The sequence below is a fragment of the Marinicauda salina genome (genome assembly GCF_003122085.1).
GTDB classification, from domain to species: Bacteria; Pseudomonadota; Alphaproteobacteria; order Caulobacterales; family Maricaulaceae; genus Maricicauda_A; species Maricicauda_A salina.
The window spans coordinates 108,694-134,885 of sequence record NZ_QEXV01000003.1; the positions used below are offsets into that span (position 1 = coordinate 108,694).

Sequence of the window (26,192 nt, forward strand, 5' to 3'; positions counted from 1 at the left end):
GTTTTCCCTTTTTGTTCCGCCTGTCAAGGGTGGTGATTCAAATTGTGGAAAACTCGGGAGACGCCCCGTCGGGACGCGTTCAGGCGTCCTCGCCCGCATACGGGACGAGCTTGCCGTCGGCGAGCGTGACGACGCGGTCCATCCGGCTGGCGAGCGCCTGATTGTGGGTCGCCACCAGCGCGGCCGCGCCGGCCTCCCGGCAGGCCTCGGCCAGCGCATCGAAGACCTGGTCCGAGGTCGCGGGATCGAGATTGCCGGTCGGCTCGTCGGCCAGCAGGACGCGCGGCCGGTTCACCAGCGCGCGCGCGATCGCGACGCGCTGCTGCTCGCCGCCGGAAATCTGGCCGGGGCGGTGAGCGAGCCGCGCACCGAGGCCCAGCGACTCCAGGCGCGCCTTCGCGTCTTCCCGGGCCTTCGGAAAGCTCGCCCCGGCGATGAGGCGGGGCAGCGCGACATTATCCAGCGCATCAAGTTCCGGCAGCAGGTGATGGAACTGGTAAACGAAACCGATTTCACGACGGCGCAGCTTGGTGCGCGCGCGCTCGCCGAGCTTGAGCCCGTCGCGGCCGCCGATGAAGACCTGGCCCGCCGTCGGGGTCTCGAGCAACGCGGCGGCGTGCAGGAGCGAGGACTTGCCCGAGCCGGACGGCCCCACGAGGCCGACCAGCTCGCCGGGATAGAGATCGAGATCGGCCCCGGTGAGCACTTCCAAGCGCTCGCCCTCGGTCTCGTAGATCCGCGTGAGATCGCGGATGGACAGCGCGGGCTCACTCATAGCGCAGCGCCTCCACCGGATCGAGCCGGCCCGCCCGCCAGGACGGCGGCAGCGTGGCGATCAGCGCCATCAGGAAGCCCCATATCGCGACGAACACCACCTCGCTCCATTCCAGGCGCGCCGGCAGGCGGTAGAGCGAATAGACCGACGGGTCGAACACGTTGACGCCGGTGAGCAGGCCGATGAAGTCCTGGATCGGACCGATGAAGGTCGCGATCAGCACGCCGCCGACGATGCCAGCCAGCGTGCCGAGCACCCCCACCGCCGCGCCGGCGATCAGGAAGATGCGCATCACCGCGCCGCGCGTCGCGCCCATCGTGCGCAGGATGGCGATGTCGCGGCTCTTGTTCTTCACCAGCATGACCAGCCCGGAGATGATGTTCATCGCCGCGATCGCGACCAGGATGGACAGGATGAGCCGCATCGCCGTGCGCTCGACCTGCAGCGCGGTCCAGAACTGCTGGTTCTGCCGGCGCCAGTCGTACATGACCGTGCCTTCCGGGACGATCTCGCGGATGCGGGTCATCACCGGACCGGGCTCGTCGGGATTGGTCAGGCGCACGTCGATATAGTCGCCGCCGCCCGGCCGGTTGAAGAAGAGCGAGGCCTGCTCGATCGGCATGAAGACATAGATGCGGTCGAGATCGAGCACGCCCATCGAGACGACGCCGGCGACCTCGTAGGCCTTCCGGCGCGGCGCCGAGCCCATGGGCGTGGCCGCGCCCTCCGGCGCGATCAGGGTGACGGGATCGCCCGGCCCGACGCCGAGGCTGGCCGCGATGCCCGAGCCGATCAGGATGCGGTTCCCGCCATTGCGGCCCTCGCCGAAGCCCTCGAGCGAGCCCTGCACGATGCCGGCGTTCTCCGGCGCGCCCTCCCCGATCAGCGCGTAGCGGGCGAGGTCCTGGGCGCGCACGCCGAGCGTCTGCACGCCGGTCGAGGCGCGGCCCGACGTCGCCAGCGCCTGGCCGGTAATCACCGGGCCGGCCTGGCGCACCCCGTCGATCGCGTTGATGGACTCGCTGAGCGCGTCGATCGCGGCGGGGTCCTCGCTGGGCGCGTAGACATAGACATGCGCCTGGACGCCGAGCAGGCGCGAGAGCAGCTCGTGGCGGAAGCCGTTCATGATCGACATCACCGCGATCAGCGCGGTGACCGCGAGCGCGATGCCGACGAACGAGATCACCGAGATCAGCGTGACGCCGCCATACTTGCGGCGGGTGCGCAGATAGCGGAAGGCGAGCATGAACTCGAAGCCGCTGAACGGCCGCGAGCCGTTCGGCCCGGCCTCGTCTGCGGCGACGGTCTCGGCGGCCTCGCCCATGCGTCAGGTCTCCCGGTCGGGTGGGAAGGAAAGTCGTTTCAAGGAGTAGACCGCGTCCCGGCGCGCGGTCCAGCCCCGCGCGTCCTATCCCGGCGGTTCGAAACGCGGGCCGAAGGGGATCGCATCGAGCCCGAACAGGCCGAACTCGAAGACGACGAAATAGACCAGCCACAGCCCGCACGCTATCAGCGTCGTGAGCCAGGCCTTCTCCTTGAGCCGCGGTTCGACGGGCGCGCCGGGCTCGGAGCCGGGCACGATGTCGCCGTCCTCGAACTGGCCGCGCACGCGGCGCGGCAGCACGGCGAACAGCACCATCCACCAGATCAGCAGCAGCACCACGAGCCCGGTGACGAAGCCGACGCCGTCATCGGGCAGGAAGAGCTGCGCGACGAGCAGGACGACGACCAGGGCGACGAGGCCGTTCTTCAGCCAGCGGCTCAATGCGCGCCCTCCGGCTCCTGCATCAGCTCGATCAGCACGCCGCCGGTGTCTCGCGGATGGACGAAGATGACCGGCACGCCGTGGGCGCCGATATAGGGCTCGCCCGTTCCGAGCACCGTCGCGCCGCGCTCGCGCATGGCGTCGCGCGCGGCGACGATGTCGGGGACCTCGAAGCACATGTGATGCTGACCGCCCTTCGGGTTCTTCTCCAGGAATTTCGTCACCGGGCTGTCCGCGCTCAGCGGCTCGAGCAGCTCGATCTGCATGTTGGGCAGATTGACGAAGATCACCTTCACGCCGAGCTCTGGAAATTCCTTCGCCGGCGTGGCGTCGGTCGCGCCGTAGAGATCGGCGTAGACCTGCGCGGCCGCCTCGACGTCGGGCGTCGCCACGCCGACATGGTTGAGCCGTCCGATCTTCATCGCGTCCTCCTTCACGCCCCCGGCGTCGACTGCACGACCGCCTCCACATGGGGCTTCTTGCCCCAGATCCGGTTGGCCTCGCGGCGCACCGCGACGCGCAAGACCTCCTCGATCGCGCCGACGTCGCGGCGATCCTTTCGCGACATCCGATCGTAGGCGTCCTCGGCGGCGTCCTCGAGCGCGTCGAGAAAGGCGTCGAGGTCGAACTCGTAGCTCTCGGCGACGCCGACGGCGCGCAGCTCCGGGCCCGACACCAGGTCCCCCTGCGGGTCCACCGTCGCGACCACCGTCAGATGCCCGGCGAAGGCCAGCCGGCGACGCTCGCGGATCGACTCCGCCTCGGAGTCGACCAGGAAGTTTCCGTCGAGATGCAGCCGGCCGGCCGGCGCCTCGTCGACGATCTCCGCGCCGTCGCGGGTGATGCGCACGATCGCGCCGTTATAGGGCGCGACGGCGTGGGGCACCTGCAGCGATTTCGCGAACGCGGCGTGTTCGAGGATGTGCCGGCGCTCGCCGTGGACGGGGATCGCCACCTTCGGCTTCGCCCAGGCGTACATCTGCTGGAGCTCGTCGCGGCAGGGATGGCCCGAGACGTGGATGTGGCGGTCCTTCTCGGTGATCACCTTCACGCCGCGGCCGGCCAGCCGGTTCATCAGGTCGAAGATCTCGCGCTCGTTTCCGGGAATGACGCGCGAGGAGAAGATCACCGCGTCGCCCTTCCCCAGCGTGACGTTGCGGTGCGAGCCGTCGGCGATGCGCGAGAGCGCGGCGCGGCTTTCGCCCTGCGAGCCGGTGCACAGATAGCAGATCTTGTCGTCGGGAAAGTGGGCCGCATCGGCCTCGTCGACGAAGTCCTGCACGTCGGCGAGCAGGCCGACCGCCTTGGCCGCGTTGGTCATGCGATGCATCGAGCGGCCGACCAGGCAGACGCGGCGGTCATTGGCTTCAGCGGCGCGGATGGCGGTCTGGAGCCGCGCGACATTGGAGGCGAAGGCCGCGATCGCGACCTTGCCTTTCTGCTCGCCCACCACCTTGGTCAGGGACTCGGCGACGCCCGCCTCGGAGCCGGATTCGCCCGGCGTGAAGACGTTCGTCGAGTCGCACACCATCGCGGTGACGCCCTCCTCGCCGAGGGCCTCGATGGCGCTGGTGTCGGTCGTCTCGCCGATCTGCGGCTCGGGATCGATCTTCCAGTCGCCGGTATGCAGCACCAGCCCGGCGGGCGTGCGGATCGCCAGCCCGTTCGGCTCGGGAATGGAGTGGGTGAGCGTGATCAGCTGCAGATCGAACGGGCCGATCTCGAAACGCGCGTCGAGCCCGATCTCGTGGACCGGCGCCTCGCCCAGAAGTCCCCGCTCGGCCAGCCGGTCGCGCATCAGCCAGGCGGTGAAGGGCGTGGCGTAGATCGGACAGCGCAGGCGGTCCCAGAGATACGCCACCGCGCCCATGTGGTCCTCGTGGGCGTGGGTGAGCACGATGCCCAGCAGGTCGTCGCGGCGCTCCTCGATGAAGCGCGGGTCGGGCATGATGACGTCGACGCCCGGCGTGGAGAGATCGCCGAAGGTCACGCCGCAATCGACGATGATCCACTTGCGGTCCTCTTCCGGCCCGAAGCCGTAGAGGTTGAGGTTCATCCCGATCTCGTCGGAGCCGCCCAGCGGCACGAAGTAGAGCGCTTCCGAGTCAGCCGTCACGGCGATCGCCTCCATTGCGCCGCCACACCTCGTGCAGCCCGCGGATCGTCACGTCTGCGTCGTAGTGATCGACCGTCCTCGACGCGCCCTCGAAGAGCGAGGCGACGCCGCCCGTCGCGATGACGGTCATCGGCTGGGCGTATTCGGCCTTCACCTGGGCGACCAGCCCGTCGATCAGGTTCACATAACCCCAGAACACGCCCGACTGCATCGCCTGGACGGTGTTGCGCCCGATGACGTGCGGCGGGCGCTCGATGGCGATGCGCGGCAGCTGCGCGGCGGCGGTGTGCAGCGCCTGCATGGACAGATTGATGCCCGGCGCGATGATCCCGCCCTCGAAGGCGCCGTCGGCGGAGACGACGTCGAGCGTCGTGGCCGTGCCGGAATCGACGATCACCAGCGCGCCGTCATACTTCACCCGGCAGCCCAGCGCGTTGACCAGCCGGTCGGCGCCGGCCTCGGACGGGGTCTCCAGGTTGACGCCGACCCCGATCTCGACGCCCGGCTCGCCGACGACGACGGGTTCGGTCTCGAGATAGCGCCGCGCGAGGTTCCTGAGATTGAACAGGGACTGGGGCACCACCGAGGAGATCACGCAGGCGTCGAGATCTTTCAGGGAGAGCTCCTGCAGCGACAGCAGCTGCTGCAGCCAGACGGCGTACTCGTCGGCGGTGCGCGCGGTGTAGGTCGCAGTGCGCCACTGCGCGATCCAGCTCTCGCCGTCATGGACGGCGAAGAGCGTGTTGGTGTTGCCGCAATCGATGGCGAGAAGCATGGGAAGGGTTCCGGGCTCGTCAGCGCGCTGACGGGAAGAAGATGTCGCCTGCGGAGATAAACCGCCGCCGGCCGTCCTTCAAATCCAGTCGCAGCGCGCCCTCGCTCGTCAGGTCGGCGAAGACGCCCTCGACGGTCTCGTCCTCGAGCCGGGCGACGCATGTTCCGCCCAGCCCGTGGGCGCGCGCCAGCCAGGCGTCGCGGACGGGCGCGAAGCCGTGCTCGGCCCAGCGCCGCCGCCAGGCGTCGAAGCTGTCGGCGAGGACGCGCAGCGCCGCGTCGGGTTCGAGCGCGCGTCCGTGCGCGGCGAGATCGGTCGCCGGGCGCTCGGCGTCCTCGGGATGGTCGACGAGATTGATCCCGACGCCGACGCCCAGCCACAGCCCGCCGCCCGGCGCGTTTCCCGACTCCAGCAGGACGCCGGCCGTCTTGCGCCCGTCGACCAGCACGTCGTTGGGCCATTTGAGCGTGATCCGCTCGGGGTCGACGCCGGCGGCCGCTGCCACGTCGGCGACCGCGAGCGCGGCGGCGAAGGAGAGCTGGGCGGCCTTGGCGGGCTGCGTCTCCAGCCGATAGAGCCCGGTGGCGTACAGATTGCCCGCACCGCCCGACCAGCGGCGGCCGCGGCGGCCGCGTCCCGCCGTCTGCCGGTCGGCGCGGATCCAGACCGGACCGGTCTCGCCGGCGAGCGCGCGGCGCTTGGCCTCTTCGTTGGTGGAGTCGGTCTCGGCGAGGTGCTCGAAACGCAAGCGATCAGCCGCCGAAGCCGGCGCCGGCCTGGATCACGCGCGTGAACAGGACCGCCACGAAGGGCAGCAGGGCCACGGTCGCGAGCCCCGCGACGCGGCTGACCAGCGCCGCGCCGGCCGGAGCGGGCATGAACTCGCCGGTCGGCTCGTCGAACCACATCACCTTGATGACCTTGAGATAGTAGGCGATCGACACCGTCGAGAAGAGCACGCCGACGACGGCGAGCCAGACCAGCCCCGCCTCGACGGCGGCGTAGAAGACGAACAGCTTGGCGAAGAAGCCCACCAGGAAGGGCATTCCGCCGATCGAGAACAGCACCGCCGTCATCGCCCAGCTCATGCCGGGCCGGGTCTGCGACAGGCCGGCGAGATCCTCGATGCGCTCGACCATGCCCTCGGACCGCCGCATCGACAGGATGACGCCGAACGCGCCGGCAACGCCGATGACATAGAGCGTCATGTAGAGCAGGACCGACCAGACGCCGATTGCCGTTCCCGCCGACAGGCCGACCAGCGCGTAGCCGACATTGCCGATCGAGGAATAGCCCATCAGGCGCTTGATGTTGGTCTGCATGAGCGCGCCGAAGGCGCCGAAGGCCATCGACAGGATCGCCAGCACGATCACCACCTGGCGCCATTCCTCGACCATCGGCGCGAAGGGATCGCTCACGACGCGCGCCAGCAGCGCCATCGCGGCGAGCTTGGGCGCGGTCGCGAAGAAGGCCGTCACCGGCGTCGGCGCGCCCTCGTAGACGTCGGGCGTCCACATGTGGAACGGCGCGGCGGAGACCTTGAAGGCCAGCCCCGCCAGCAGGAAGACCATGCCGAACAGAAGGCCCACCGACCCGCTCTCCGACGCCGCGGCGACGGCGATCGCCTCGAAGCTGGTCGAGCCGGCGAAGCCGTAGATGAGCGACGCGCCGTAGAGCAGCAGGCCCGAGGACAGCGCGCCGAGGACGAAGTATTTCAGCCCTGCCTCGGAAGCGCGCAGGGAGTCGCGATTGAATGCCGCCAGGATGTAGAGCGACAGCGACTGCAGCTCGAGGCCGAGATAGAGCGTCATCAGGTCGTCGGCCGAGACCATCACCGACATGCCGAGCGACGCCAGCACCACCAGGACCGGGAACTCGAAGCGCGCCAGCCGCTCGACCTCGAGATACTTGTCGGCCAGCAGCAGCGCGGCGATGGCCGCGACGAAGACCGCCGTCTTGGCGTAGAGCGCGAAGGGATCGAGCACGAAGGCGCCAGTGAAGGCCTCGCCGCCCTCGCCCGGAACCAGGTAGAGCGCCGCCGCCCCAGCGACCGCCAGCAGGACGAGGCTCAGCGTGTTGACCAGCTTGAACGCCGGCAGGTCGCCCTTGCGGTAGACGCCCGCCATGAGCAGCGCCATCGCGCCGAGCGCGAGGATCAGCTCCGGCGTCAGCAGGCGAAGGTCGGCGAGCAGCGTTTGCGCGGTCATGAGCTCTCAGCCCTCGTTACGAGCCCGGCGCGGCGAGCGCGGCCTGGTACTGGTCGATGAGCGCCTCGACGGAGACGCCGGTGATTTCCGTGATCGGCGTGGTGAAGAAGCCGAGCCACACCACCAGGATCGCGAGCACGCCCAGATTGATCCATTCGCGGAGATCGAGATCGGACGCGCCCTCGAGCTTGGGATTGTCGAGCTCGCCGAAGACCACCTTCTTGTAGAGCGTCAGCATGTAGACCGCCGACAGGATCACGCCGAGCGCGGCGCCGGCGGCGACGCGGGGATCGACCTGGAAGGCGCCGATCATCGTCATCACCTCGCCGACGAAGCCCGACGTGCCCGGCAGGCCGACATTGGCCATGGCGAACAGGCCGAACAGCGCGGCGTAGACCGGCATCGAATTGGCCAGCCCGCCGTAGAAGGCGATCTCGCGGGTGTGGAAGCGGTCGTAGATCACGCCGACGCACAGGAAGAGCGCGCCCGAGACGAGGCCGTGGGAGAGCATCTGGTAGATGCCGCCCTGCACGCCGAGCTCGGTCATCGTGAACAGGCCCATCGTCACGAAGCCCATATGGGCGACCGACGAGTACGCGATCAGCTTCTTCACGTCGGTCTGCCGGAAGGCGACCAGCGAGGTGTAGACGATGGTGATGATCGACAGCGCGTAGATGAGCGGCGCGAAGAAGGCGCTGGCGTCGGGGAACATCGGCAGCGAGAAGCGCAGGAAGCCGTAGCCGCCGAGCTTCAGCAGGATGCCCGCCAGGATCACCGAGCCCGCCGTGGGCGCCTCGACGTGGGCGTCGGGCAGCCAGGTGTGGACCGGCCACATCGGCATCTTCACCGCGAACGAGGCGAGGAAGGCCAGCCACAGCCAGCGCTGCGCCTCGCGGGCGAAGTCGTGGTCGAGCAGCATGGTGAGATCGGTCGTGCCGGCGTCGAGATACATCCAGATCATCGCCACCAGCATCAGCACCGAGCCGAGGAAGGTGTAGAGGAAGAACTTGAACGCCGCGTAGATCCGGTTGGCGCCGCCCCACACCCCGATGATCAGGAACATCGGGATCAGCGAGCCCTCGAAGAAGATGTAGAAGACGATCATGTCGAGGGCGCAGAAGATGCCGATGACCAGCGCCTCGAGCAGCAGGAAGGCCGCCATGTAGTCGGCCACGCGCGTCTTGATGTTCCAGCTCGCCAGGATGCAGATCGGCATCAGGAACGCGGTGAGCAGGACGAACAGCACCGACAGCCCGTCGACGCCGAGCTTGTAGTTGATGCCGAGCTCGGCGAGCCACGGCGCGCTCTCGACGAACTGGAAGCCGGCGACCGTGGGGTCGAACTCGACCACCAGAAGCAGCGACAGCGCGAACACGAAGACGGTCACGAACAGCGCCACGCCCTTGGCGTTGCGGTCCAGCGCGGCCTGGTCCTCGCCGCGCATGAGCGCGCGCAGCACCAGGATCGCCAGCGCGCCGAGCGCGGGCAGGAAGGTGACGGCGGAGAGTATCGGAAGCTGACCCAGCATCGTCCTATTGCACTCCGGCGCCGGCGACGAGCCACAGGGTGAGCGCGAGCAGGCCGATCAGCATCACGAAGGCGTAGTGATACAGATACCCGCTCTGGACCTGCGCGATCCGCTTCGCCCCGGCGAAGGCCGACCGCGCGACGCCGTCCGGACCGAGACCGTCGATCAGGCGCTTGTCGCCAATCTTCCAGAACAGGTCGCCCAGCGCCCGCGCCCCGCGGACGAACACGAAGTCGTAGATCTCGTCGAAATACCACTTGTTGTAGAGGAAGGCGTGGAGCGGCCCGCCGCGCGCGGCGATGCGCGCGGGCAGCCCCGCGTTGAGAATGTAGAACCAGTACGCGATCGCGAAGCCGAGCACCGTCACGCCCAGCGGCGTGAACAGCACCCAGGTCGGCGGATGATGGCCGCCGTGCTCGCCCTCGGCGGCGTGATCCTCCGCGCTCGTGGCCGCTTCCAGCGACGCCGTCTCGGCTTCGCTCAGCGCGACGCCGTGTTCGGCGGCGCGTTCGCCGGCGTCCGGCGCGTGGGTCTCGCCGTAATTGGCCTCGGCGTACGGGCCGGCCGGCAGGCTCTCGCCCCAGAAGGTGAGCGCGCCCTCGCCGACGAAGTCGGACTTGAACGCGCCGCCGGCGAACACCGCGCCGACCGCCAGCAGGATGAGCGGGATCAGCATCACGCCCGGGCTGTCATGGGCCTTCTTCAGCACCTCGGGCTCGCCGCGATACTTGCCGTGGAAGGTCATGAAGATGACGCGCCAGGAATAGTAGGAGGTCAGGCCCGCCGCGATGACGCCCATCCAGAAGGCGAGCATGCCGAAGCTGACGCCCTCCTGCCCCATCATGAAGGCTTCCTCGATGATCATGTCCTTGGAGTAGAAGCCGGCGAAGCCGAGCCCCAGGATCGGCAGCCCGACGCCCGTGAGCGCCAGCGTGCCGATGATCATGAGGATCCAGGTCCAGGGCAGCGACTGGTAGATGCCGCCCATCTTGCGCATGTCCTGCTCGTCGTGGAGGCCGTGGATGACCGAGCCCGCGCCGAGGAAGAGCAGCGCCTTGAAGAAGGCGTGCGTGAACAGGTGGAACATCGCCGCCGAGTAGAGGCCGAGGCCGGCGGCGAAGAACATGTAGCCCAGCTGCGAGCAGGTCGAATACGCGATCACGCGCTTGATGTCGTTCTGAACCACGCCGACCGTGGCGGCGAAGAAGGCCGTGATCGCGCCGATCACGGTGACCACCGCCGAGGCGTTCGGCGCCAGCTCGTAGATCGGATAGGCCCGGCAGACCAGGAACACGCCCGCCGTCACCATGGTCGCGGCGTGGATCAGCGCGGAGACCGGGGTCGGGCCCTCCATGGCGTCGGGCAGCCAGACATGGAGGAAGAACTGGGCCGACTTGCCCATCGCCCCGATGAACAGCATCAGCGCGATCAGCTCGAGCGCCTGGAACTGCAGGCCGAAGAAGGTGATCAGCGTCTCGGTCTCGTCCGGCGCGGCGGCGAACACCTCGTCGAACTGGACCGAGCCGAAGATGAAGAAGATCGCCATCACGCCCAGCGCCAGGCCGAAATCGCCCACCCGGTTGGTGACGAAGGCCTTCACCGCGGCGGCGTTGGCGGACTCCTTCTTGTACCAGAAGCCGATCAGCAGATAGGACGCCAGCCCGACGCCCTCCCAGCCGAAGAACATCTGCAGGAAGTTGTCGGCCGTCACCAGCGACAGCATCGCGAAGGTGAACAGCGACAGGTAGGAGAAGAAGCGCGCCCGATGAGGGTCGTGCTCCATATAGCCCCACGAATAGACGTGGACGAGCGAGGACACGCCCGTCACCACGATCAGCATCACCGACGAGAGCGTGTCGAGCTTGATCGCCCAGGACACCTCGAAATCGCCGACCGCCATCCAGCGCGCGAGCTCGATCGTGCGCGCGTTCCCGGCCACGGCGACGTCATAGAAGACGAAGACCGACAGCACGGCGGCGAGGATCAGGATCCCCGTCGTGATCAGCTGCGCGAGCCGGTCGCCGATCTGCTTCTGCAGCAGGCCGGCGATGATCGCGGCGAGGAGCGGACCGAAGACGATGATGTGAGCCATGGCGTGCGATCAGCCCTTCATCAGGTTGGCGCCTTCGACCGCGATGTCTCCGCGGTTTCTGAAGAAGACGACGAGAATGGCGAGGCCGATGGCGGCTTCGGCGGCCGCGACGGTGAGGATGAACATGGCGAAGACCTGGCCGGCCAGATCGCCCAGATGCGCCGAGAAGGCGACGAAATTGATGTTGACGGCCAGCAGCAGCAGCTCGATCGACATCAGCAGGATGATCACGTTCTTGCGGTTCACGAAGATGCCGAACACGCCGATCGTGAACAGGATCGCGCCGAGCGCGAGATAGTGTCCGAGCCCGATTTCGGTGAGCATCAGCCGATCCCCTCGCCGCTTTCGATGTCGACCACCTCGACGGATTCGGCGCGCGTGCGGCGGACCTGCTTGCCGATGTCCTGGCGCTTGACGCCCTCGCGGTGGCGCAGGGTCAGCACGATCGCGCCGATCATCGCGACCAGCAGGATCAGGCCGGCGGCCTGGAAGAAGAAGACGTAGCGGTCATAGATGAGCGCGCCGAGCGCCTCGACATTGGACACGCCCGCCGGCGTCGGCGACTGCAGCGCCTGGCCCGCGGTGTCGGCCGAGACCCAGGTGAAGCCGACGATGATGAGTTCGGCGGCGAGCACCAGCGCGACCAGCCCGCCCAGCGGCAGATAGCTCAGGAAGCCCTGCTTGAGCTCGGCGAAATCGATGTCGAGCATCATCACCACGAACAGGAAGAGCACGGCGACCGCGCCGACGTAGACGATGACCAGGATCATCGCCAGGAACTCCGCGCCGAGCAGGACGAACAGCCCCGCCGCGCTGAAGAAGGCGAGAATCAGGAACAGCACCGCGCGAACGGGGTTGCGCGCGGCCACCACCATGAAGGCGGAGCCGATCGCCACGATCGATAAAAGCCAAAAGGCCGCCGCTTGCAGCATCAAGCCCCCCGTCGGGTCGATGGTTCAATCGTGTCGTCGCAGGTAAAGCCGGGAGAAAGCCCCGACTCCGGTGCGGGAGTCGCGCGCCGTCATAGCGTCAGCGATAGCGCGCGTCGAGTTCGAGGTTCCGTGCGATTTCGCGTTCCCACCGATCGCCGTTCTCGAGGAGCTTCTCCTTGTCGTAGTAGAGCTCCTCGCGGGTCTCGGTGGCGTATTCGAAGTTCGGCCCCTCCACGATCGCGTCGACCGGGCAGGCCTCCTGGCAGTAGCCGCAATAGATGCACTTCACCATGTCGATGTCGTAGCGCGTCGTGCGCCGCGAGCCGTCCTCGCGCGGCTCGGCCTCGATGGTGATGGCCTGGGCCGGGCACACCGCCTCGCACAGCTTGCACGCGATGCAGCGCTCCTCGCCGTTGGGATAGCGTCGGAGCGCGTGCTGGCCGCGGAAGCGCGGGCTCAGCCGGCCCTTCTCGGAGGGATAGTGCAGCGTCGGCTTCTTGCGGAAGAAGTAGCGCATGCCGAGGGCGAAGGCGCCCCAGAAGTCCATCAGGGCGGCCCCGCGCAGGGTCTGGGCGATCCGGTTCATCTCATCCCTCGCTCACGAAGCGTTCGAATAGGCCACGGCGATTCCCATCAGCGCGACGGCGGCCAGCGAGGTCGGCAGGAAGACCTTCCAGCCCAGCCGCATCAGCTGGTCGTAGCGGTAGCGCGGCACCAGCGCCTTCACCATGGCGAACATGAAGAACAGGAACAGCGCCTTGAGCGCGAACCAGAACACCGGCGGGACCCAGGTGAAGGGAACCACCTCGATCGGCGCGTGCCAGCCGCCGAGGAAGAGCACCGTCATCAGCGCGCACATAAGCACGATGTTGAGGTACTCGCCGATCATGAACAGCAGGTACGGCGTCGAGGAGTACTCGACCTGGTAGCCCGCCACGAGCTCGGATTCGGCCTCGGGCAGATCGAAAGGCGGCCGGTTCGTCTCGGCCAGCGCCGAGATGAAGAAGATGAAGAACATCGGGATCGTCACCACGAAGGCCGGCCAGGGCAGCATGTCGAAGCTGAGCACGTGCCAGTTCCAGAACCCGCCGGACTGGGCCACGACGATCTCGGAGAGGTTCATCGAACCCGCCATCACCAGCACGGTGACGATCACGAAGCCGATCGAGACCTCGTAGGAGACCATCTGGGCGGCCGAGCGCAGCGAGCCCAGGAAGGGATATTTCGAGTTCGACGCCCAGCCCCCGACGATGATGCCGTACACGCCGAGCGAGGAGATCGCGAAGATGTAGAGGATCCCGACATTGAGGTCGGAGATCACCCAGCCCGGCGCCACGGGCACGACGGCCCAGGCGATGAAGGCCAGCACGAAAGTCACCAGCGGCGCCATCAGGAAGAGCGGGCGGTCCGCGCCGGCGGGCACCACGATCTCCTTGAGCACGAACTTGATGAAGTCGGCGAAGGACTGCAGCAGGCCGAACGCGCCCACGACGTTGGGACCCTTCCTCAGCTGGACCGCCGCCCAGACCTTGCGGTCGAGCAGGAGCAGGAAGGCCAGCGACAGCAGCAGCACGACCATGAAGCCCAGGATCTGGCCGATGCTGGCGACCGTGCCCCACAGCGGGCCCCAATCGGCGACGAAATCACTCATTGCTCAGCATTCCCCCCGCCCTTGGCGCGATTGACCGCGGCGCGATGAAAGACGACCGCCCAGAGGACGGCGAAGCCCGCCGCCATGGCGATCCCCGCCGGCAGACTCTCCATCGCCACGCCGAGCGACACGCCCAGCGCGACGCCCACTCCGACGCCGCCGAGGGCCGCGATTTCAGGCGCTTTCGCCAATCCCGCCTCCCTACTCCGCGGCCTGCAGCTCGGACCGCGCCGCGGCGACCTCGGCGGAGCATTCCGCCAGGGTCTTCGAGGCGCGCGCGATCGCATTGGTCAGATAGAAGTCCGTGATCGGCGAGACGAACGGCGCGTCGGCGACGTCGCCGGCCTCGCCGAGGCTCGCCGGATCGAAGCTCTCGGCGCCGGCCGCGCCGGGCGCGTGGTCGATCTCGCCGAAGCTCTCGATCTTTTCGATGAGATCGGCGCGCAGCGCATTGAGATCGTCATAGGGCAGCGTCCGGCCGAGGCGCGCCGACAGCGCGCGGAAGATCGCCCAGTCCTCCTTGGCCTCGCCCTTCGGGAAGACGGCCCGCTCGGCGAGCTGAACCCGGCCCTCGGTGTTCACGTAGAATCCGTTCTTCTCGGTGTAAGCCGCTGAAGGCAGGATCAGATCGGCGCGCATGGCGCCGGCGTCGCCGTGATGGCCGACATAGATGACGAAGGCGTCGCCGAGACGATCCGTATCGATCTCGTCGGCGCCGAGCAGCACGACCGTCTCGACGTCGCCGGCCTTGGCGCCGTCGAGGATGGCGTTCGCGTCGCGGCCGCCTTCGCCCGGGATGAAGCCGAGATCGAGCCCGCCGACGCGCGACGCGGCCGTGTGAAGGACGTTGAAGCCGTTCCAGCCGTCGGCGACCGCGCCGACCCTGGCGGCGAGATCGCCGGCCGCGCGCAGCACCTGCGCGCCGTCGGCCCGGGCGAGCGCGCCCGCGCCCACGATGATCATCGGCTTCTCGGCGTCCTTGAGCGTCTTGATGAAGCCCGAGCGCTTCTTCGCAAGCGCGGCGATGTCCTTCGGCCCGGTTCCGAGATGCTCGTATTCGTAGGTGAGATCGGCGGCCTCGCCGATCACGCCCACCTTGGCGTCCGAGTTCAGCCAGCGCGTGCGGATGCGCGCATTGAGCACCGGGGCCTCCAGGCGCGGGTTCGAGCCCACGATCAGGATGGCGTCGGCCTCGTCGATCCCGGCGATGGTGGAGTTGAACAGATAGCCCTGCCGCGGCCCGCCGCCGATCTTGGCGCCGTCCTGGCGGCAGTCGATCGATTTCACGCCGAGTGAATCGAACAGATCCTTGGCGGCCTTGAGCCCCTCGACGTCATTGAGATCGCCGGCGATGACGCCGACCTTCTCGGGATCGCCCGACAGCTTGTCGGCGGCGAGGGCGAGCGCCTCGTCCCATTTCGCCGGACGCAGCTTGCCGGCCTCGCGCACGAAGGGCCGGTCGAGGCGCTGCCGGCCCAGCCCGTCCCAGACGAAGCGCGTCTTGTCGGAGATCCACTCCTCGTTCACCTCCTCGTGGAGGCGCGGCATGATCCTGAGCACCGCCCCGCCCCGGCTGTCGACGCGTATATTCGCGCCCTGGGCGTCCATCACGTCGACGGTCTCGGTCTTGGTGAGCTCCCACGGCCGCGCGTTGAAGGCGTAGGGCTTCGAGGTGAGCGCGCCGACCGGGCAGAGATCGATGACATTGCCCGACAGCTCGGAGGTCATCGACTTCTCGAGATAGGTCGTGATCTCCATGTCCTCGCCGCGTCCGATCGCGCCCAGCTCGGGCACGCCGGCGATCTCGGTGGCGAAGCGCACGCAGCGGGTGCACTGGATGCAGCGGGTCATGATCGTCTTGATCAGCGGACCCATGTACTTGTCCTCGACGGCGCGCTTGTTCTCGGCGAAGCGCGAGCCGGCGCGGCCATAGGCCAGCGACTGGTCCTGCAGGTCGCACTCGCCGCCCTGGTCGCAGATCGGGCAGTCGAGCGGGTGATTGATGAGCAGGAACTCCATCACCCCTTCGCGCGCCTTCTTGACCATCGGCGAAAGCGTGTTCATCGCCGGCGGCTCGCCGTTCGGCCCGCCGCGCATGTCGCGCACGAGGAAGGCGCAGGACGCGGCCGGCTTCGGCGCGCCGACCAGCTCGACCAGGCACATGCGGCAGTTTCCGGCGACCGACAGGCGCTCGTGATAGCAGAACCGCGGGATCTCCTTGCCCGCGGCCTCGGCGGCCTGCAGCAGCGTGTAATCGACGGGAACGTCGATCTCCTCGCCGTCGATGATGATGGTGCGCGTTTCGCTCATGCCGCGACCTCACGAAGATGCGCGTGGAAGGATCCCCTCCCGCCCCTCGATGGGAGGCGGAGCCGGGCCGTCGAATTCGGGCGGGCGGGGCGGCCAACGCGCCCCTCCCTCCCCTCGATGGGGAGGGAAGACGGCGCAGCCGTCAGGGTGGGGTGAGGTTCACCCCCTCCCGCCGCTTCGCGGCGACCTCCCCCGTCAAGGGGGAGGAGGGCGTTCGCGGCGCCGTCGATGATGATGGTGCGCGTTTCGCTCATGCCGCGACATCCGTTGTTTGAACATTCTCCGAGCGGCGCAGCCGAAAGACGGCGCCCCAGACGAGCGCGCTGCCAAGCCAGCCCCCAACAAAGACGGGAAGGTTGATGATCAGCACGTCGGCGGCTTCGCCGAGCGGGCGGTTCGCCATCCGCGGCGCCAGATCCCAGACGAGAAGGACGAGCGCCACGCCGCCCCAGGCCACGAACGAGCGCGCAATCAGCGACTCTCGCGCGAATAACGCCCCGATCCGCCAAGCCAGGCCGCCGGCAACGAAAAAGAACAGGAAGGACAGAGCTGTGGAGAGCGCGAAATTCTCATCAGCTCCGCCGAGTACGAGCCGCGCGATCGCCAGCGCCGCCGTGCAAGCCGCTGCAGCCAGGACGTATGTCAGAACAATGCCCGCCATCACCCCTACTCCGCCGCGACCGGTTCCTGCACGAAGACCGGACGGCCCGCGCGATAATTCTCGATGCGCTCTTCGATCTCGCCGCGGAAATGGCGAATCAGTCCCTGGACGGGCCAGGCCGCGGCGTCGCCGAGCGCGCAGATGGTGTGGCCCTCGACCTGGCCGGCGACGTCGAGCAGATCGTCGATCTCGGAGGTCTCGGCCTCGCCGCGGGCCATGCGCTCGAGCACGCGCCACATCCAGCCCGTGCCCTCGCGGCACGGCGTGCACTGGCCGCAGCTCTCGTGCTTGTAGAAATAGCTGATGCGCGCGATCGCCTTCACGATGTCGGTGGACTTGTCCATCACGATCACGGCGGCCGTGCCGAGGCCGGACTTGGCGTCCTTGAGCGCGTCGAAGTCCATCAGCACGTCGTCGCAGACATCCTTGGGGATGAGCGGCACCGAGGAGCCGCCCGGGATCACGGCCTTCAAGTTGTCCCAGCCCCCGCGCACGCCGCCGGCGTAGCTCTCGATGAGGGTCTTGAGCGGGATGCTCATCGCCTCCTCGATATTGCACGGCGCGTTCACGTGGCCGGAGATCGAGAAGATCTTGGTGCCGGTGTTTCCGTCGCGGCCGAAGCCGGCGAACCACTCCTTGCCGCGGCGCAGGATGGTCGGCACGACCGCGATGGATTCGACGTTGTTGACCGTCGTCGGGCAGCCGTAGAGCCCGGCGTTGGCCGGGAACGGCGGCTTCATGCGCGGCTGGCCCTTCTTGCCCTCGAGGCTTTCCAGAAGCGCCGTCTCCTCGCCGCAGATATAAGCGCCCGCGCCGTGATGGACGTAGACGTCGAAATCCCAGCCGTGGACGTTGTCCGGCCCGATCAGCTTTGCGTCATAGGCCTGCTTGATCGCGGCCTCGAGGCGCTCGCGCTCGAGCACGTACTCGCCGCGGATATAGATGTAGGCCGCATGCGCGCGCATGGCGTAGGAGGCGATCAGGCAGCCCTCGATCAGCGTGTGCGGATCGTGGCGCATGATCTCGCGGTCCTTGCAGGTGCCCGGCTCGGACTCGTCGGCGTTGACGACGAGATAGTGCGGCCGCGCGCCGACCTCCTTGGGCATGAAGGACCATTTCAGTCCGGTCGGGAAACCCGCCCCGCCGCGGCCGCGCAGGCCGGAGCCCTTCACCTCGCCGGTGATCCACTCGGGGCCCTGCTCGAGGATCTCCTTGGTCATATTCCACGCGCCGCGATGACGGGCGCCCTCGAGGCCCCAGTCATGCGCGCCGTAGAGATTGGTGAAGATCCGGTCCTTGTCCTGAAGAAGCTGGGTCATCAATCCTGATCCTTCTTCTTCGCGGAGCCGGACTTCTTCGCCGCGGGCTTCTTCGCCGCGCCCGCCTTGGCTTTCGGCTTCGGCTTCACCGCGACCTCGGCGTTCGGGAGCTCGCTCAGCGGCTCGGCCGGCGAGCCGTCATAAAGCTCGTCGGCGACGAGGGTCTCGACCTTGGCTTCGGTCGGCTCGGAGGCGCGCCGCGCGGTGATCGGGCCGGCCTCGACCGACTTGCCGGCGGCGAGATCGTCGAGGATCTTCTCCAGCGCCTCGCCGGTCAGGTCCTCGTAATACCAGTCGCCCTCGGCGTTGGAGATCTGGACCATCGGCGCGTTGGCGCAGGCGCCGAGGCACTCGACCTCCTCCCAGGAGAACTTGCCGTCGGCGGTGACATTGCCGCGGCCCTTCTTGCCGATGCGGGTCTCGCACACGGCCTTGAGATCGTCGGACCCGCGCAGCCAGCACGGCGTCGTGCCGCAGACCTGGATCAGGTGCTCGCCCACCGGCTCCAGGTTGAACATGGTGTAGAAGGTCGCGACCTCGTAGACGCGGATATACGGCATGCCCAGCCGGTCGGCGATCGCGCGGATCGCCGGCTCGGTGACCCAGCCCTCCTGCTTCTGGGCGATCCAGAGAAGCGGAATGACGGCCGAATCGGCGCGATCTTCGGGATACTTGTTCAGCCAGAACGCGACCTTTTCCTCGTTCTTCTTTGAAAAGGCGAAGCTTTCCGGCTGCTCCTCGGCGAGACGGCGGACGCTCATCGGTCGATCTCCCCGAACACGATGTCCAGCGAGCCCAGGATGGCGGAGACGTCCGCCAGCATGTGGCCCTTGTTCAAGTGATCCATGGCCTGGAGGTGGGCGTAGCCCGGCGCGCGGATCTTCACCCGGTAGGGCGTGTTCGTGCCGTCGGCGACGAGATAGACGCCGAACTCGCCCTTGGGCGCCTCGACGGCGGCGTAGCACTCGCCCTCGGGCACGTGGACGCCCTCGGTGTAGAGCTTGAAGTGGTGGATGAGCGCTTCCATGGAGCGCTTCATCTCGGCGCGCCGCGGCGGGGCGAACTTGGTGTCGGTGGGCAGCACCTGGCCCTGGTTCTCCGAGCGCGAGAGCCATTCGCAGCACTGCTGCATGATCTTCACCGACTCGCGCATCTCCTCCATGCGGCAGAGATAGCGGTCGTAATTGTCGCCGTTCTTGCCCAGCGGGATCTTGAACTCGAGCTCGTCATAGACCGCGTAGGGCTGCGAGCGCCTGAGATCCCAGGGCATGCCCGAGCCGCGCACCATCACCCCGGAGAAGCCCCAGGCGAGCGCGTCCTCCTTCGTGACGACGCCGATATCGACATTGCGCTGCTTGAAGATGCGGTTCTCGGTGAGCAGCGTCTCGATGTCGTCGACGGCCTGGGGGAAGGCCTCGCACCAGGCCATGATGTCGTCGATGAGCTCCTGCGGCAGGTCCTGGTGGACGCCGCCGGGGCGATAGTAGTGGGCGTGCATGCGCGCGCCGGAGGCGCGCTCGTAGAAGCCCATCAGCTTCTCGCGCTCCTCGAAGCCCCACAGCGGCGGGGTGAGCGCGCCGACGTCCATCGCCTGCGTGGTGACGTTGAGCAGGTGGTTCAGGATCCGCCCGATCTCGTCGTAGAGCACGCGGACATACTGGCCGCGCTTCGGCACGGGAATGTCGGCGAGCCGCTCGATCGCGCGGCAGAAGGCGTGCTCCTGGTTCATCGGCGCGACGTAATCGAGGCGGTCGAAATAGCCGATTCCCTGGAGATAGGTCTTGTGCTCCAGCAGCTTCTCGGTGCCGCGGTGCAGAAGGCCGATATGCGGGTCGACGCGCTCGACCACCTCGCCGTCGAGCTCGAGGATCATGCGCAGCACGCCGTGGGCGGCCGGGTGGACCGGACCGAAATTGATCGTGAAGTTGCGGATGTCGGTTTCGGCCATCGCTTACGCCTCGCCCTCGGCCTTCTCGTCGCCGGGCAGCACGTATTTCGCGCCCTCCCACGGCGAGAGGAAATCGAAGTCCCGGAATTCCTGGACCAGCTCGACGGGCTCGTAGACCACCCGCTTCTCCTCCTCGTCGTAGCGGACCTCGACATAGCCCGACAGCGGGAAGTCCTTCCTCAGCGGATAGCCCTGGAAGCCGTAGTCGGTGAGGATGCGGCGCAGGTCGGGATGGTCGTCGAACAGCACCCCGTACATGTCGAAGACTTCGCGCTCGAACCAGTTCGCGGTCGGGAACACCTCGACCACGCTCGGCACCGGCGTGTCCTCGTCGGCGGTCGTCGTCACGCGGATGCGCTGGTTAAGGTGCATGGACAGCAGGTGATAGACGACGTCGAAGCGGTCGGCGCGGCCCGGCCAGTCGACGCCGCACACGTCCATCAGCGAGGTGAAGCGGCAGTTCGGGTCCTCGCGCAGGAAGCGCAGCACCTTGACGACGCGGTCGCGATGGATCTCCACCGTCAGCTCGCCATGGGCGACGCGCCAGCCGCGCACGTCGGCCTCGAGCGTCGCGGCGATGTGCTCGCCGAGTTCGGTCAGGTCTTTGTCGCTCAACGGTCTGCTCTTTCCGTTTCGCCTAGCGCTCGATCGAGCCCTCGCGGCGGATCTTCTTCTGGAGCTGGAGGATGCCGTAGACCAGCGCCTCGGCGGTCGGCGGACAGCCGGGCACGTAGATGTCGACGGGCACGATCCGGTCGCAGCCGCGCGTCACCGCGTAGGAATAGTGGTAGTACCCGCCGCCGTTGGCGCACGACCCCATCGAGATGACGTAGCGCGGCTCGGGCATCTGGTCGTAGACCTTGCGGAGCGCGGGCGCCATCTTGTTGGTGAGCGTGCCCGCCACGATCATCACGTCGGACTGGCGGGGCGAGCCGCGCGGCGCGGCGCCCAGGCGCTCGATGTCGTAGCGCGGCATCGAGGCCTGCATCATCTCCACGGCGCAGCAGGCCAGCCCGAACGTCATCCACATCAGCGAGCCGGTGCGCGCCCAGGTGATGAGATCGTCGGCGCGCGCGACGATAAAGCCCTTGTCGGCGAGCTTGTCCGAGACGCCGTCGAAGAACGGATCGTGCTTCTTCGGGTCGTAGCCCGGGGTCGCCGCGCGTGCGGCGCCTCCGGCGGGGACGGTCGCGTCAGTCATCGGCGATCACTCCCATTCCAGCGCGCCCTTGCGCCATTCGTACAGGAATCCAACGGTCAGCACGCCGAGGAAGATCATCATCGACCACAGTGCGAACAGGTTTCCGTCGAACACCGGGAAGATCCACGGGAACAGGAAGGCCACCTCGAGGTCGAAGATGATGAACAGGATGGCGACCAGGTAGAAGCGCACGTCGAACTTCATCCGCGCGTCGTCGAAGGCGTTGAAGCCGCACTCGTAGGTCGACACCTTCTCGGGGTCGGGATCGGACGGCGCCAGCACGAAGGCCGCCAGCACGAAGGCGAGCCCCAGGGCGCCGGCGATTCCCAGGAAGATGACGATCGGCAGGTATTCGAGCAGAAGCGCGTTCATCCGCACACGGGCCTTCCTGTCGCGACCGGAGATATGGAGCGCGTAACGCGCCCGGCGACGCGGCGAGAGCGCGCACCCAGGGGGTCCGCGCCGGCGTCCCGGTCGAATTCGGGGCGGAAGCTAGTGCGACGCGTCATGCGCCGCAAGACGAAACCGCCGCCTTCGCGGGCGATCACTGCAGCGGGTTCGAATGAGCTGCGAATAGTTCTCAATTGCGGACAACGCAGCGCCGCGGCGGCGCGAGATTCCGCGCGCTCGAATACTGACCGGGCGGGGTCCGGAACGCGAAAAGGCCGCCGGGACCGGCGGCCTTTCGAACTGGAATGGCGCGAGTGACGGGACTCGAACCCGCGACCTCTGGCGTGACAGGCCAGCGCTCTAACCAACTGAGCTACACCCGCACATTCCGGGGTCTCGCCGACACGCGCGGGCGCGGCGAGAGGCGTTACCTAAAGCCGCGCCCTCCGGCGGTCAAGCGGGTTTGGGCGCGTATTCGCAGAGCGTCTCCGGGAACCGCTTCGCCGCGAAGGATGGTGGGCGGTGACGGGATCGAACCGCCGACCTACTGGGTGTAAACCAGTTGCTCTTCCAGCTGAGCTAACCGCCCTTCCCTCGCCGGCCGCGTTATCGCCGAGACGGCGCGACTCGGCAATCGATCACTCGTCTCCCGTCGTCCGGTCCACCGGCTTCAGCCGATCCGAGCCATAGGAGCCGAAGCTCCTCAGGCTCTTCGCATGAAGACCCAGCGCGTCGAGCGCCGCGGCGACCGGTTCGTGGTCCTCATGCCCCTCCAGGTCGAGGAAGAACATCTGCTCGAACGGCGCGCCCGCGATCGGCCGGCTTTCGAGCTTGGTGAGATTGACCTCGTGGGCGCGGAAGCCGTCGAGCGCATCGACGAGCGAGCCGGCGGCGTTGGAGGTCACGAACACGATCGAGGTCTTGCACGGCAGCAGCGGGCTCGCCGGCTCCGGATCGCGGGCGAGCGCCACGAATCGCGTGTAGTTCTCCGGATGATCGGAGATGTCGGGCTCGATCACGTTGAGCCCGAACAGGCGCGCCGCGTCCGCGCCCGCCACCGCGGCGATCTCGGCGCCCTCGTCCATGGCGCGCTCGAGCGCGCGCGTCGACGAGGAGACCGGAACGGGCTTGAGCTCGGGATGACGCGCCAGGAAATGCTGCGCCTGGCGCAGCGCCTGGGGATGGCCGTAGACAGTGCGGACCGCGCCGGCGTCGCTGGCCATGCCGACCAGGCAGTGCTCGACCTTGTAGTGATGCTCGCCGGCGATCTTGAGCGCGGTGTCGCGCATCAGGTCGTAGACCTCGACGATGCCGCCCGTGGTGGTGTTCTCGATCGGCAGGAAGCCGTAATCGGCCTCGCCGGCCTCGACGGCGGCGAAGATGCCCGCGAAGTCGCGCTTGATCACGGGCTCGACCCCGGAATAGCGCCCGGCGAAATGGGCGTGGGCGGCGAAGTGGCTGTAGCTGCCCGGACCGCCGAGATAGGCCACGCGCGCCTCGCTCAGCGCCCGGTCGGCGGCCCGCGCGTCGAGACCGGCGCGCTGGCGGCGCAGGGAATCGTCGATGATCAGCTTGAACAGGCGCTCGGCGAAGGCCGCATCCAGCCCTTCGTCGGCCGCCAGCCCGACCGCGCGGTCGAGCACGGCGCGTTCGCGCCCCTCGTCGCGCACCAAGTCGCCGCGCCCGGCCTTCAGCGCGCCCAGCGTCTCGCTCAGCCGGCGCCGCTCCGCGATCAGCTTCAAGAGGCGGGCGTCCGCCTCGTCGATCGCGGCGCGCAGCGTTTCGCGCTCGGTGTCCGTTCCATCCGCCATGTCGCCTCCTCCGAAACGAGAAACGGCCCCCGGGGATCCCGGGGGCCGTCTGGAGATCTGTCCGCCTTTCGCGCGCGCAGACTTCAGCCGACCCCCGCGGGGCGGATGAAGAAATAGCCGAAGAAAAAGCTGCGCGCGGTCGTGTTCATGGGCGAAGGATGCGCGGGCCTGCGGAGAACGTCAATCACCCCGCCCGAACCGGAAAAAGGCCGCCCGTCTCCGGGCGGCCTTTCCATGGATCGAATGCGAGCCGGCGCCGCTAGTGCGCGCGGACTTCTCCGCCCGAGGCGGGCTCGGCCGGGGGAAGCGCGGCGAGCGCCTCCTCGTCGGCCTCGGTCCACTCGACGGGCTCGACCTTGCGGGTGAGCGCGTGCTCGAGCACCTGGTCGACGGCCTCGACCGGGATGATCTCCAGGCCCTTCTTGACGTTGTCGGGCACCTCGGCGAGGTCCTTCTCGTTCTCCTGCGGGATCAGCACGGTCTTCACCCCGCCGCGCAGCGCGGCGAGCAGCTTCTCCTTCAGGCCGCCGATCGGCAGCACCCGGCCGCGCAGCGTGATCTCGCCGGTCATCGCCACGTCCTTGCGCACCGGCACGCCGGTGAGCACGGAGACGATCGCGGTGATCATCGCCACGCCGGCGGACGGGCCGTCCTTGGGCGTGGCGCCCTCGGGCACGTGGACGTGGATGTCGGTCGTGCGGAACACGGTCGGCTTCACGCCAAGCGAAGGGGCGCGCGACTGCACGAACGAGTTCGCCGCGGAGATCGACTCCTTCATCACGTCGCGGAGATTGCCGGTCACGGTCATGCGGCCGCGGCCGGGCATCTTCACCGCCTCGACCGACAAGAGGTCGCCGCCGACCTCGGTCCAGGCCAGGCCGGTCACCAGGCCGGTCTTGTCCTCCTCCTCGGTCTCGCCGAAGCGGAATTTCCGGACGCCGAGATAATCGCCGAGATTGTCCGGCGTGACCTTGATCGAGGTCGTGTCGCCGCTCTCGAGTTCGCGGACCGCCTTGCGGGCCAGCCGCGCGATCTCGCGCTCCAAGTTCCGCACGCCGCTCTCGCGGGTGTAGTAGCGGATGACGTCCCGGAGGCCCTTCTCGGTGAGCTCCCACTCGCCTTCCTTGAGCGCGTGGTTCTTCACCTGCTTGGGAAGAAGGTGGCGCTTGGCGATCTCGACCTTCTCGTCCTCGGTGTAGCCGGCGATGCGGATCACCTCCATGCGGTCCAGCAGCGGCTGGGGCATGTTCAACGTGTTCGCCGTGGTGATGAACATCACATCGGAGAGGTCGTAATCGACCTCCAGATAGTGGTCGGAGAAGTTCGCGTTCTGCTCAGGGTCGAGCACCTCAAGCAGCGCCGAGGCCGGGTCGCCGCGATAGTCCATCCCGAGCTTGTCGATCTCGTCGAGCAGGAAGAGCGGGTTGGAGTACTTCGCCTTCTTCATCGACTGGATGACCTTGCCGGGCATCGAGCCGATATAGGTCCGGCGATGGCCGCGGATCTCGGCCTCGTCGCGCACGCCGCCCAGCGACATGCGGATGAACTCGCGCCCGGTGGCTTCGGCGATCGAGCGGCCGAGCGAGGTCTTGCCCACGCCCGGCGGGCCGACCAGGCACAGGATCGGGCCCTTGATCTTCTTGGTGCGCGACTGCACGGCCAGGTGCTCGAGGATGCGCTCCTTGACCTTCTCCAGGCCGTAATGGTCGCGCTCGAGGACTTCCTCGGCCTTCGCAAGGTCGTTCTTGACCCGCTTGCGCTTGTTCCACGGGATCGACAGCAGCCAGTCGAGATAATTGCGCACGACGGTGGCTTCGGCCGACATCGGGCTCATCTGCTTGAGCTTCTTCAGCTCGGCGTCGGCCTTGGCGCGCGCCTCCTTGGAGAGCTTCGTCTTCTCGACGCGCTCCTCCAGCTCGGCGAGCTCCTCGCGGCCCTCGTCGGTCTCGCCCAGCTCGCGCTGGATCGCCTTCATCTGTTCGTTGAGGTAGTACTCGCGCTGCGTCTTCTCCATCTGACGCTTCACGCGCGAGCGGATCTTCTTCTCCACTTGGAGAACCGAGATCTCGCCCTCCATCAGGCCGAACACCTTCTCCAGGCGCTGGCCGACATCCGGGTTGGCGAGCAGGTCCTGCTTGTCGGTGAGCTTGACGGCGAGATGGCCCGCGATCGTGTCGGCCATCTTCGCGGGCTCGGTGATCTCGCCGACCGCGGACAGGGTCTCCGGCGGGACCTTCTTGTTGAGCTTGACGTATTCCTCGAACTTCTCGGCGGCGGCGCGCATCAGCGCCTCGGCCTCCGACGGCTCGCCCTCGATCTCGTCGATCAGGGCGGCCTCGGCCTCGAAATAGGCCTCGTTGTCGAGGAAGCGCTGCACGCGCGCCCGGCGGCCGCCCTCGACGAGCACCTTGACCGTGCCGTCGGGCAGCTTGAGCAGCTGGAGCACGGAGGCCAGAACGCCGGTCTTGTAGATGGCGTCGGGCTTCGGGTCGTCGTCGGCGGCGCTCTTCTGGGTCGCCAGAAGGATCTGCTTGTCGGCGCGCATCACCTCCTCGAGGGCGCGCACGGACTTCTCGCGGCCGACGAAGAGCGGCACGATCATGTGCGGAAAGACGACGATGTCGCGCAAGGGCAGAAGCGGCAGCGTCTTGGTGTCGGTCATTCGAATTCTCCTTCTTCGTCCCCGGCCGGACGCGGCCCGGGGACGGCCG

The 26,192-nt window shown here is 67.8% G+C and carries 24 protein-coding genes, 2 tRNA genes and 1 pseudogene; all 27 read right to left on the minus strand.

Going from position 1 to position 26,192, the window contains the following annotated elements; all coding sequences use genetic code 11:
* Positions 1 to 79: 79 nt before the first annotated feature.
* The 27 genes and pseudogenes from DDZ18_RS06030 to lon all read right to left on the minus strand — a co-directional run bounded on the left by DDZ18_RS06030 (position 80) and on the right by lon (position 26,143).
* Positions 80 to 775, minus strand: a complete 696-nt coding sequence (locus DDZ18_RS06030) for an ABC transporter ATP-binding protein (protein ID WP_109252479.1) — start codon at positions 773 to 775, stop codon at positions 80 to 82.
* Entirely contained in the window at positions 768 to 2,099 is a 1,332-nt protein-coding gene (locus tag DDZ18_RS06035; RefSeq protein WP_109252480.1) for a lipoprotein-releasing ABC transporter permease subunit, read from the minus strand. The genes DDZ18_RS06030 and DDZ18_RS06035 overlap by 8 nt, the downstream gene beginning before the upstream one ends.
* Before the next feature lie 84 nt (positions 2,100 to 2,183).
* Entirely contained in the window at positions 2,184 to 2,540 is a 357-nt protein-coding gene (locus tag DDZ18_RS06040) for a DUF1467 family protein (RefSeq protein WP_109252481.1), read from the minus strand.
* A complete protein-coding gene (gene mce / locus DDZ18_RS06045) occupies positions 2,537 to 2,962 on the minus strand; it encodes a methylmalonyl-CoA epimerase (RefSeq protein WP_109253067.1) in 426 nt (141 codons plus the stop codon). Before mce ends, DDZ18_RS06040 begins: the two co-directional genes overlap by 4 nt.
* 11 nt (positions 2,963 to 2,973) lie before the next feature.
* The gene (locus tag DDZ18_RS06050) at positions 2,974 to 4,671 is read right to left on the minus strand and encodes a ribonuclease J (protein WP_456298948.1); all 1,698 of its coding nucleotides are present in this window, start codon (positions 4,669 to 4,671) and stop codon (positions 2,974 to 2,976) included.
* A complete protein-coding gene (locus DDZ18_RS06055) occupies positions 4,646 to 5,431 on the minus strand; it encodes a type III pantothenate kinase (protein ID WP_109252482.1) in 786 nt (261 codons plus the stop codon). The genes DDZ18_RS06050 and DDZ18_RS06055 overlap by 26 nt, the downstream gene beginning before the upstream one ends.
* Before the next feature lie 19 nt (positions 5,432 to 5,450).
* Positions 5,451 to 6,179 (minus strand): biotin--[acetyl-CoA-carboxylase] ligase, encoded by a 729-nt coding sequence (locus DDZ18_RS06060; protein WP_109252483.1) that lies wholly within the window; start codon positions 6,177 to 6,179, stop codon positions 5,451 to 5,453.
* 4 nt (positions 6,180 to 6,183) lie between these two features.
* Entirely contained in the window at positions 6,184 to 7,638 is a 1,455-nt protein-coding gene (gene nuoN, locus DDZ18_RS06065) for an NADH-quinone oxidoreductase subunit NuoN (RefSeq protein ID WP_109252484.1), read from the minus strand.
* A 16-nt stretch (positions 7,639 to 7,654) separates the two neighbouring features.
* Positions 7,655 to 9,166 (minus strand): NADH-quinone oxidoreductase subunit M, encoded by a 1,512-nt coding sequence (locus DDZ18_RS06070; RefSeq protein WP_109252485.1) that lies wholly within the window; start codon positions 9,164 to 9,166, stop codon positions 7,655 to 7,657.
* A 4-nt stretch (positions 9,167 to 9,170) separates the two neighbouring features.
* Complete coding sequence (gene nuoL, locus DDZ18_RS06075) at positions 9,171 to 11,258, minus strand: NADH-quinone oxidoreductase subunit L (protein WP_109252486.1); 2,088 nt, start codon at positions 11,256 to 11,258, stop codon at positions 9,171 to 9,173.
* A gap of 9 nt (positions 11,259 to 11,267) precedes the next feature.
* Entirely contained in the window at positions 11,268 to 11,582 is a 315-nt protein-coding gene (nuoK, locus tag DDZ18_RS06080) for an NADH-quinone oxidoreductase subunit NuoK (RefSeq protein WP_109252487.1), read from the minus strand.
* A complete protein-coding gene (locus tag DDZ18_RS06085; RefSeq protein WP_408631534.1) occupies positions 11,582 to 12,193 on the minus strand; it encodes an NADH-quinone oxidoreductase subunit J in 612 nt (203 codons plus the stop codon). Before DDZ18_RS06085 ends, nuoK begins: the two co-directional genes overlap by 1 nt.
* Before the next feature lie 94 nt (positions 12,194 to 12,287).
* Positions 12,288 to 12,776, minus strand: coding sequence for an NADH-quinone oxidoreductase subunit NuoI (gene nuoI, locus DDZ18_RS06090; RefSeq protein ID WP_109252489.1), 489 nt, complete (start codon positions 12,774 to 12,776; stop codon positions 12,288 to 12,290).
* Positions 12,777 to 12,788: 12 nt separating this feature from the next.
* Complete coding sequence (nuoH, locus tag DDZ18_RS06095; RefSeq protein ID WP_109252490.1) at positions 12,789 to 13,841, minus strand: NADH-quinone oxidoreductase subunit NuoH; 1,053 nt, start codon at positions 13,839 to 13,841, stop codon at positions 12,789 to 12,791.
* Entirely contained in the window at positions 13,838 to 14,032 is a 195-nt protein-coding gene (locus DDZ18_RS06100; RefSeq protein WP_109252491.1) for a hypothetical protein, read from the minus strand. The genes nuoH and DDZ18_RS06100 overlap by 4 nt, the downstream gene beginning before the upstream one ends.
* 10 nt (positions 14,033 to 14,042) lie before the next feature.
* Positions 14,043 to 16,151 carry an NADH-quinone oxidoreductase subunit NuoG gene (gene nuoG / locus DDZ18_RS06105; RefSeq protein WP_109252492.1) on the minus strand — a complete coding sequence of 703 codons (2,109 nt, stop codon included), beginning with the start codon at positions 16,149 to 16,151 and terminating at the stop codon, positions 14,043 to 14,045.
* 250 nt (positions 16,152 to 16,401) lie between these two features.
* The gene (locus DDZ18_RS06110) at positions 16,402 to 16,812 is read right to left on the minus strand and encodes a hypothetical protein (RefSeq protein ID WP_109252493.1); all 411 of its coding nucleotides are present in this window, start codon (positions 16,810 to 16,812) and stop codon (positions 16,402 to 16,404) included.
* A 5-nt stretch (positions 16,813 to 16,817) separates the two neighbouring features.
* Positions 16,818 to 18,131 (minus strand): NADH-quinone oxidoreductase subunit NuoF, encoded by a 1,314-nt coding sequence (gene nuoF, locus DDZ18_RS06115; RefSeq protein ID WP_109252494.1) that lies wholly within the window; start codon positions 18,129 to 18,131, stop codon positions 16,818 to 16,820.
* Entirely contained in the window at positions 18,131 to 18,892 is a 762-nt protein-coding gene (gene nuoE, locus DDZ18_RS06120; protein WP_109252495.1) for an NADH-quinone oxidoreductase subunit NuoE, read from the minus strand. The genes nuoF and nuoE overlap by 1 nt, the downstream gene beginning before the upstream one ends.
* A complete protein-coding gene (locus tag DDZ18_RS06125; protein WP_109252496.1) occupies positions 18,889 to 20,079 on the minus strand; it encodes an NADH-quinone oxidoreductase subunit D in 1,191 nt (396 codons plus the stop codon). Before DDZ18_RS06125 ends, nuoE begins: the two co-directional genes overlap by 4 nt.
* A gap of 3 nt (positions 20,080 to 20,082) precedes the next feature.
* Entirely contained in the window at positions 20,083 to 20,694 is a 612-nt protein-coding gene (locus DDZ18_RS06130) for an NADH-quinone oxidoreductase subunit C (RefSeq protein ID WP_109252497.1), read from the minus strand.
* Between the two features lie 22 nt (positions 20,695 to 20,716).
* Positions 20,717 to 21,317: pseudogene (locus DDZ18_RS06135) on the minus strand (NuoB/complex I 20 kDa subunit family protein).
* Complete coding sequence (locus tag DDZ18_RS06140) at positions 21,287 to 21,652, minus strand: NADH-quinone oxidoreductase subunit A (RefSeq protein ID WP_109252499.1); 366 nt, start codon at positions 21,650 to 21,652, stop codon at positions 21,287 to 21,289. The pseudogene DDZ18_RS06135 and the gene DDZ18_RS06140 overlap by 31 nt, the downstream one beginning before the upstream one ends.
* A gap of 324 nt (positions 21,653 to 21,976) precedes the next feature.
* A tRNA-Asp gene (locus DDZ18_RS06145) sits at positions 21,977 to 22,053 on the minus strand.
* 130 nt (positions 22,054 to 22,183) lie between these two features.
* Positions 22,184 to 22,259, minus strand: a tRNA-Val gene (locus tag DDZ18_RS06150).
* A 49-nt stretch (positions 22,260 to 22,308) separates the two neighbouring features.
* Positions 22,309 to 23,481, minus strand: coding sequence for a bifunctional chorismate mutase/prephenate dehydratase (locus tag DDZ18_RS06155; protein ID WP_109252500.1), 1,173 nt, complete (start codon positions 23,479 to 23,481; stop codon positions 22,309 to 22,311).
* A 259-nt stretch (positions 23,482 to 23,740) separates the two neighbouring features.
* Positions 23,741 to 26,143, minus strand: a complete 2,403-nt coding sequence (gene lon / locus DDZ18_RS06160; RefSeq protein WP_109252501.1) for an endopeptidase La — start codon at positions 26,141 to 26,143, stop codon at positions 23,741 to 23,743.
* Positions 26,144 to 26,192 lie beyond the last annotated feature (49 nt).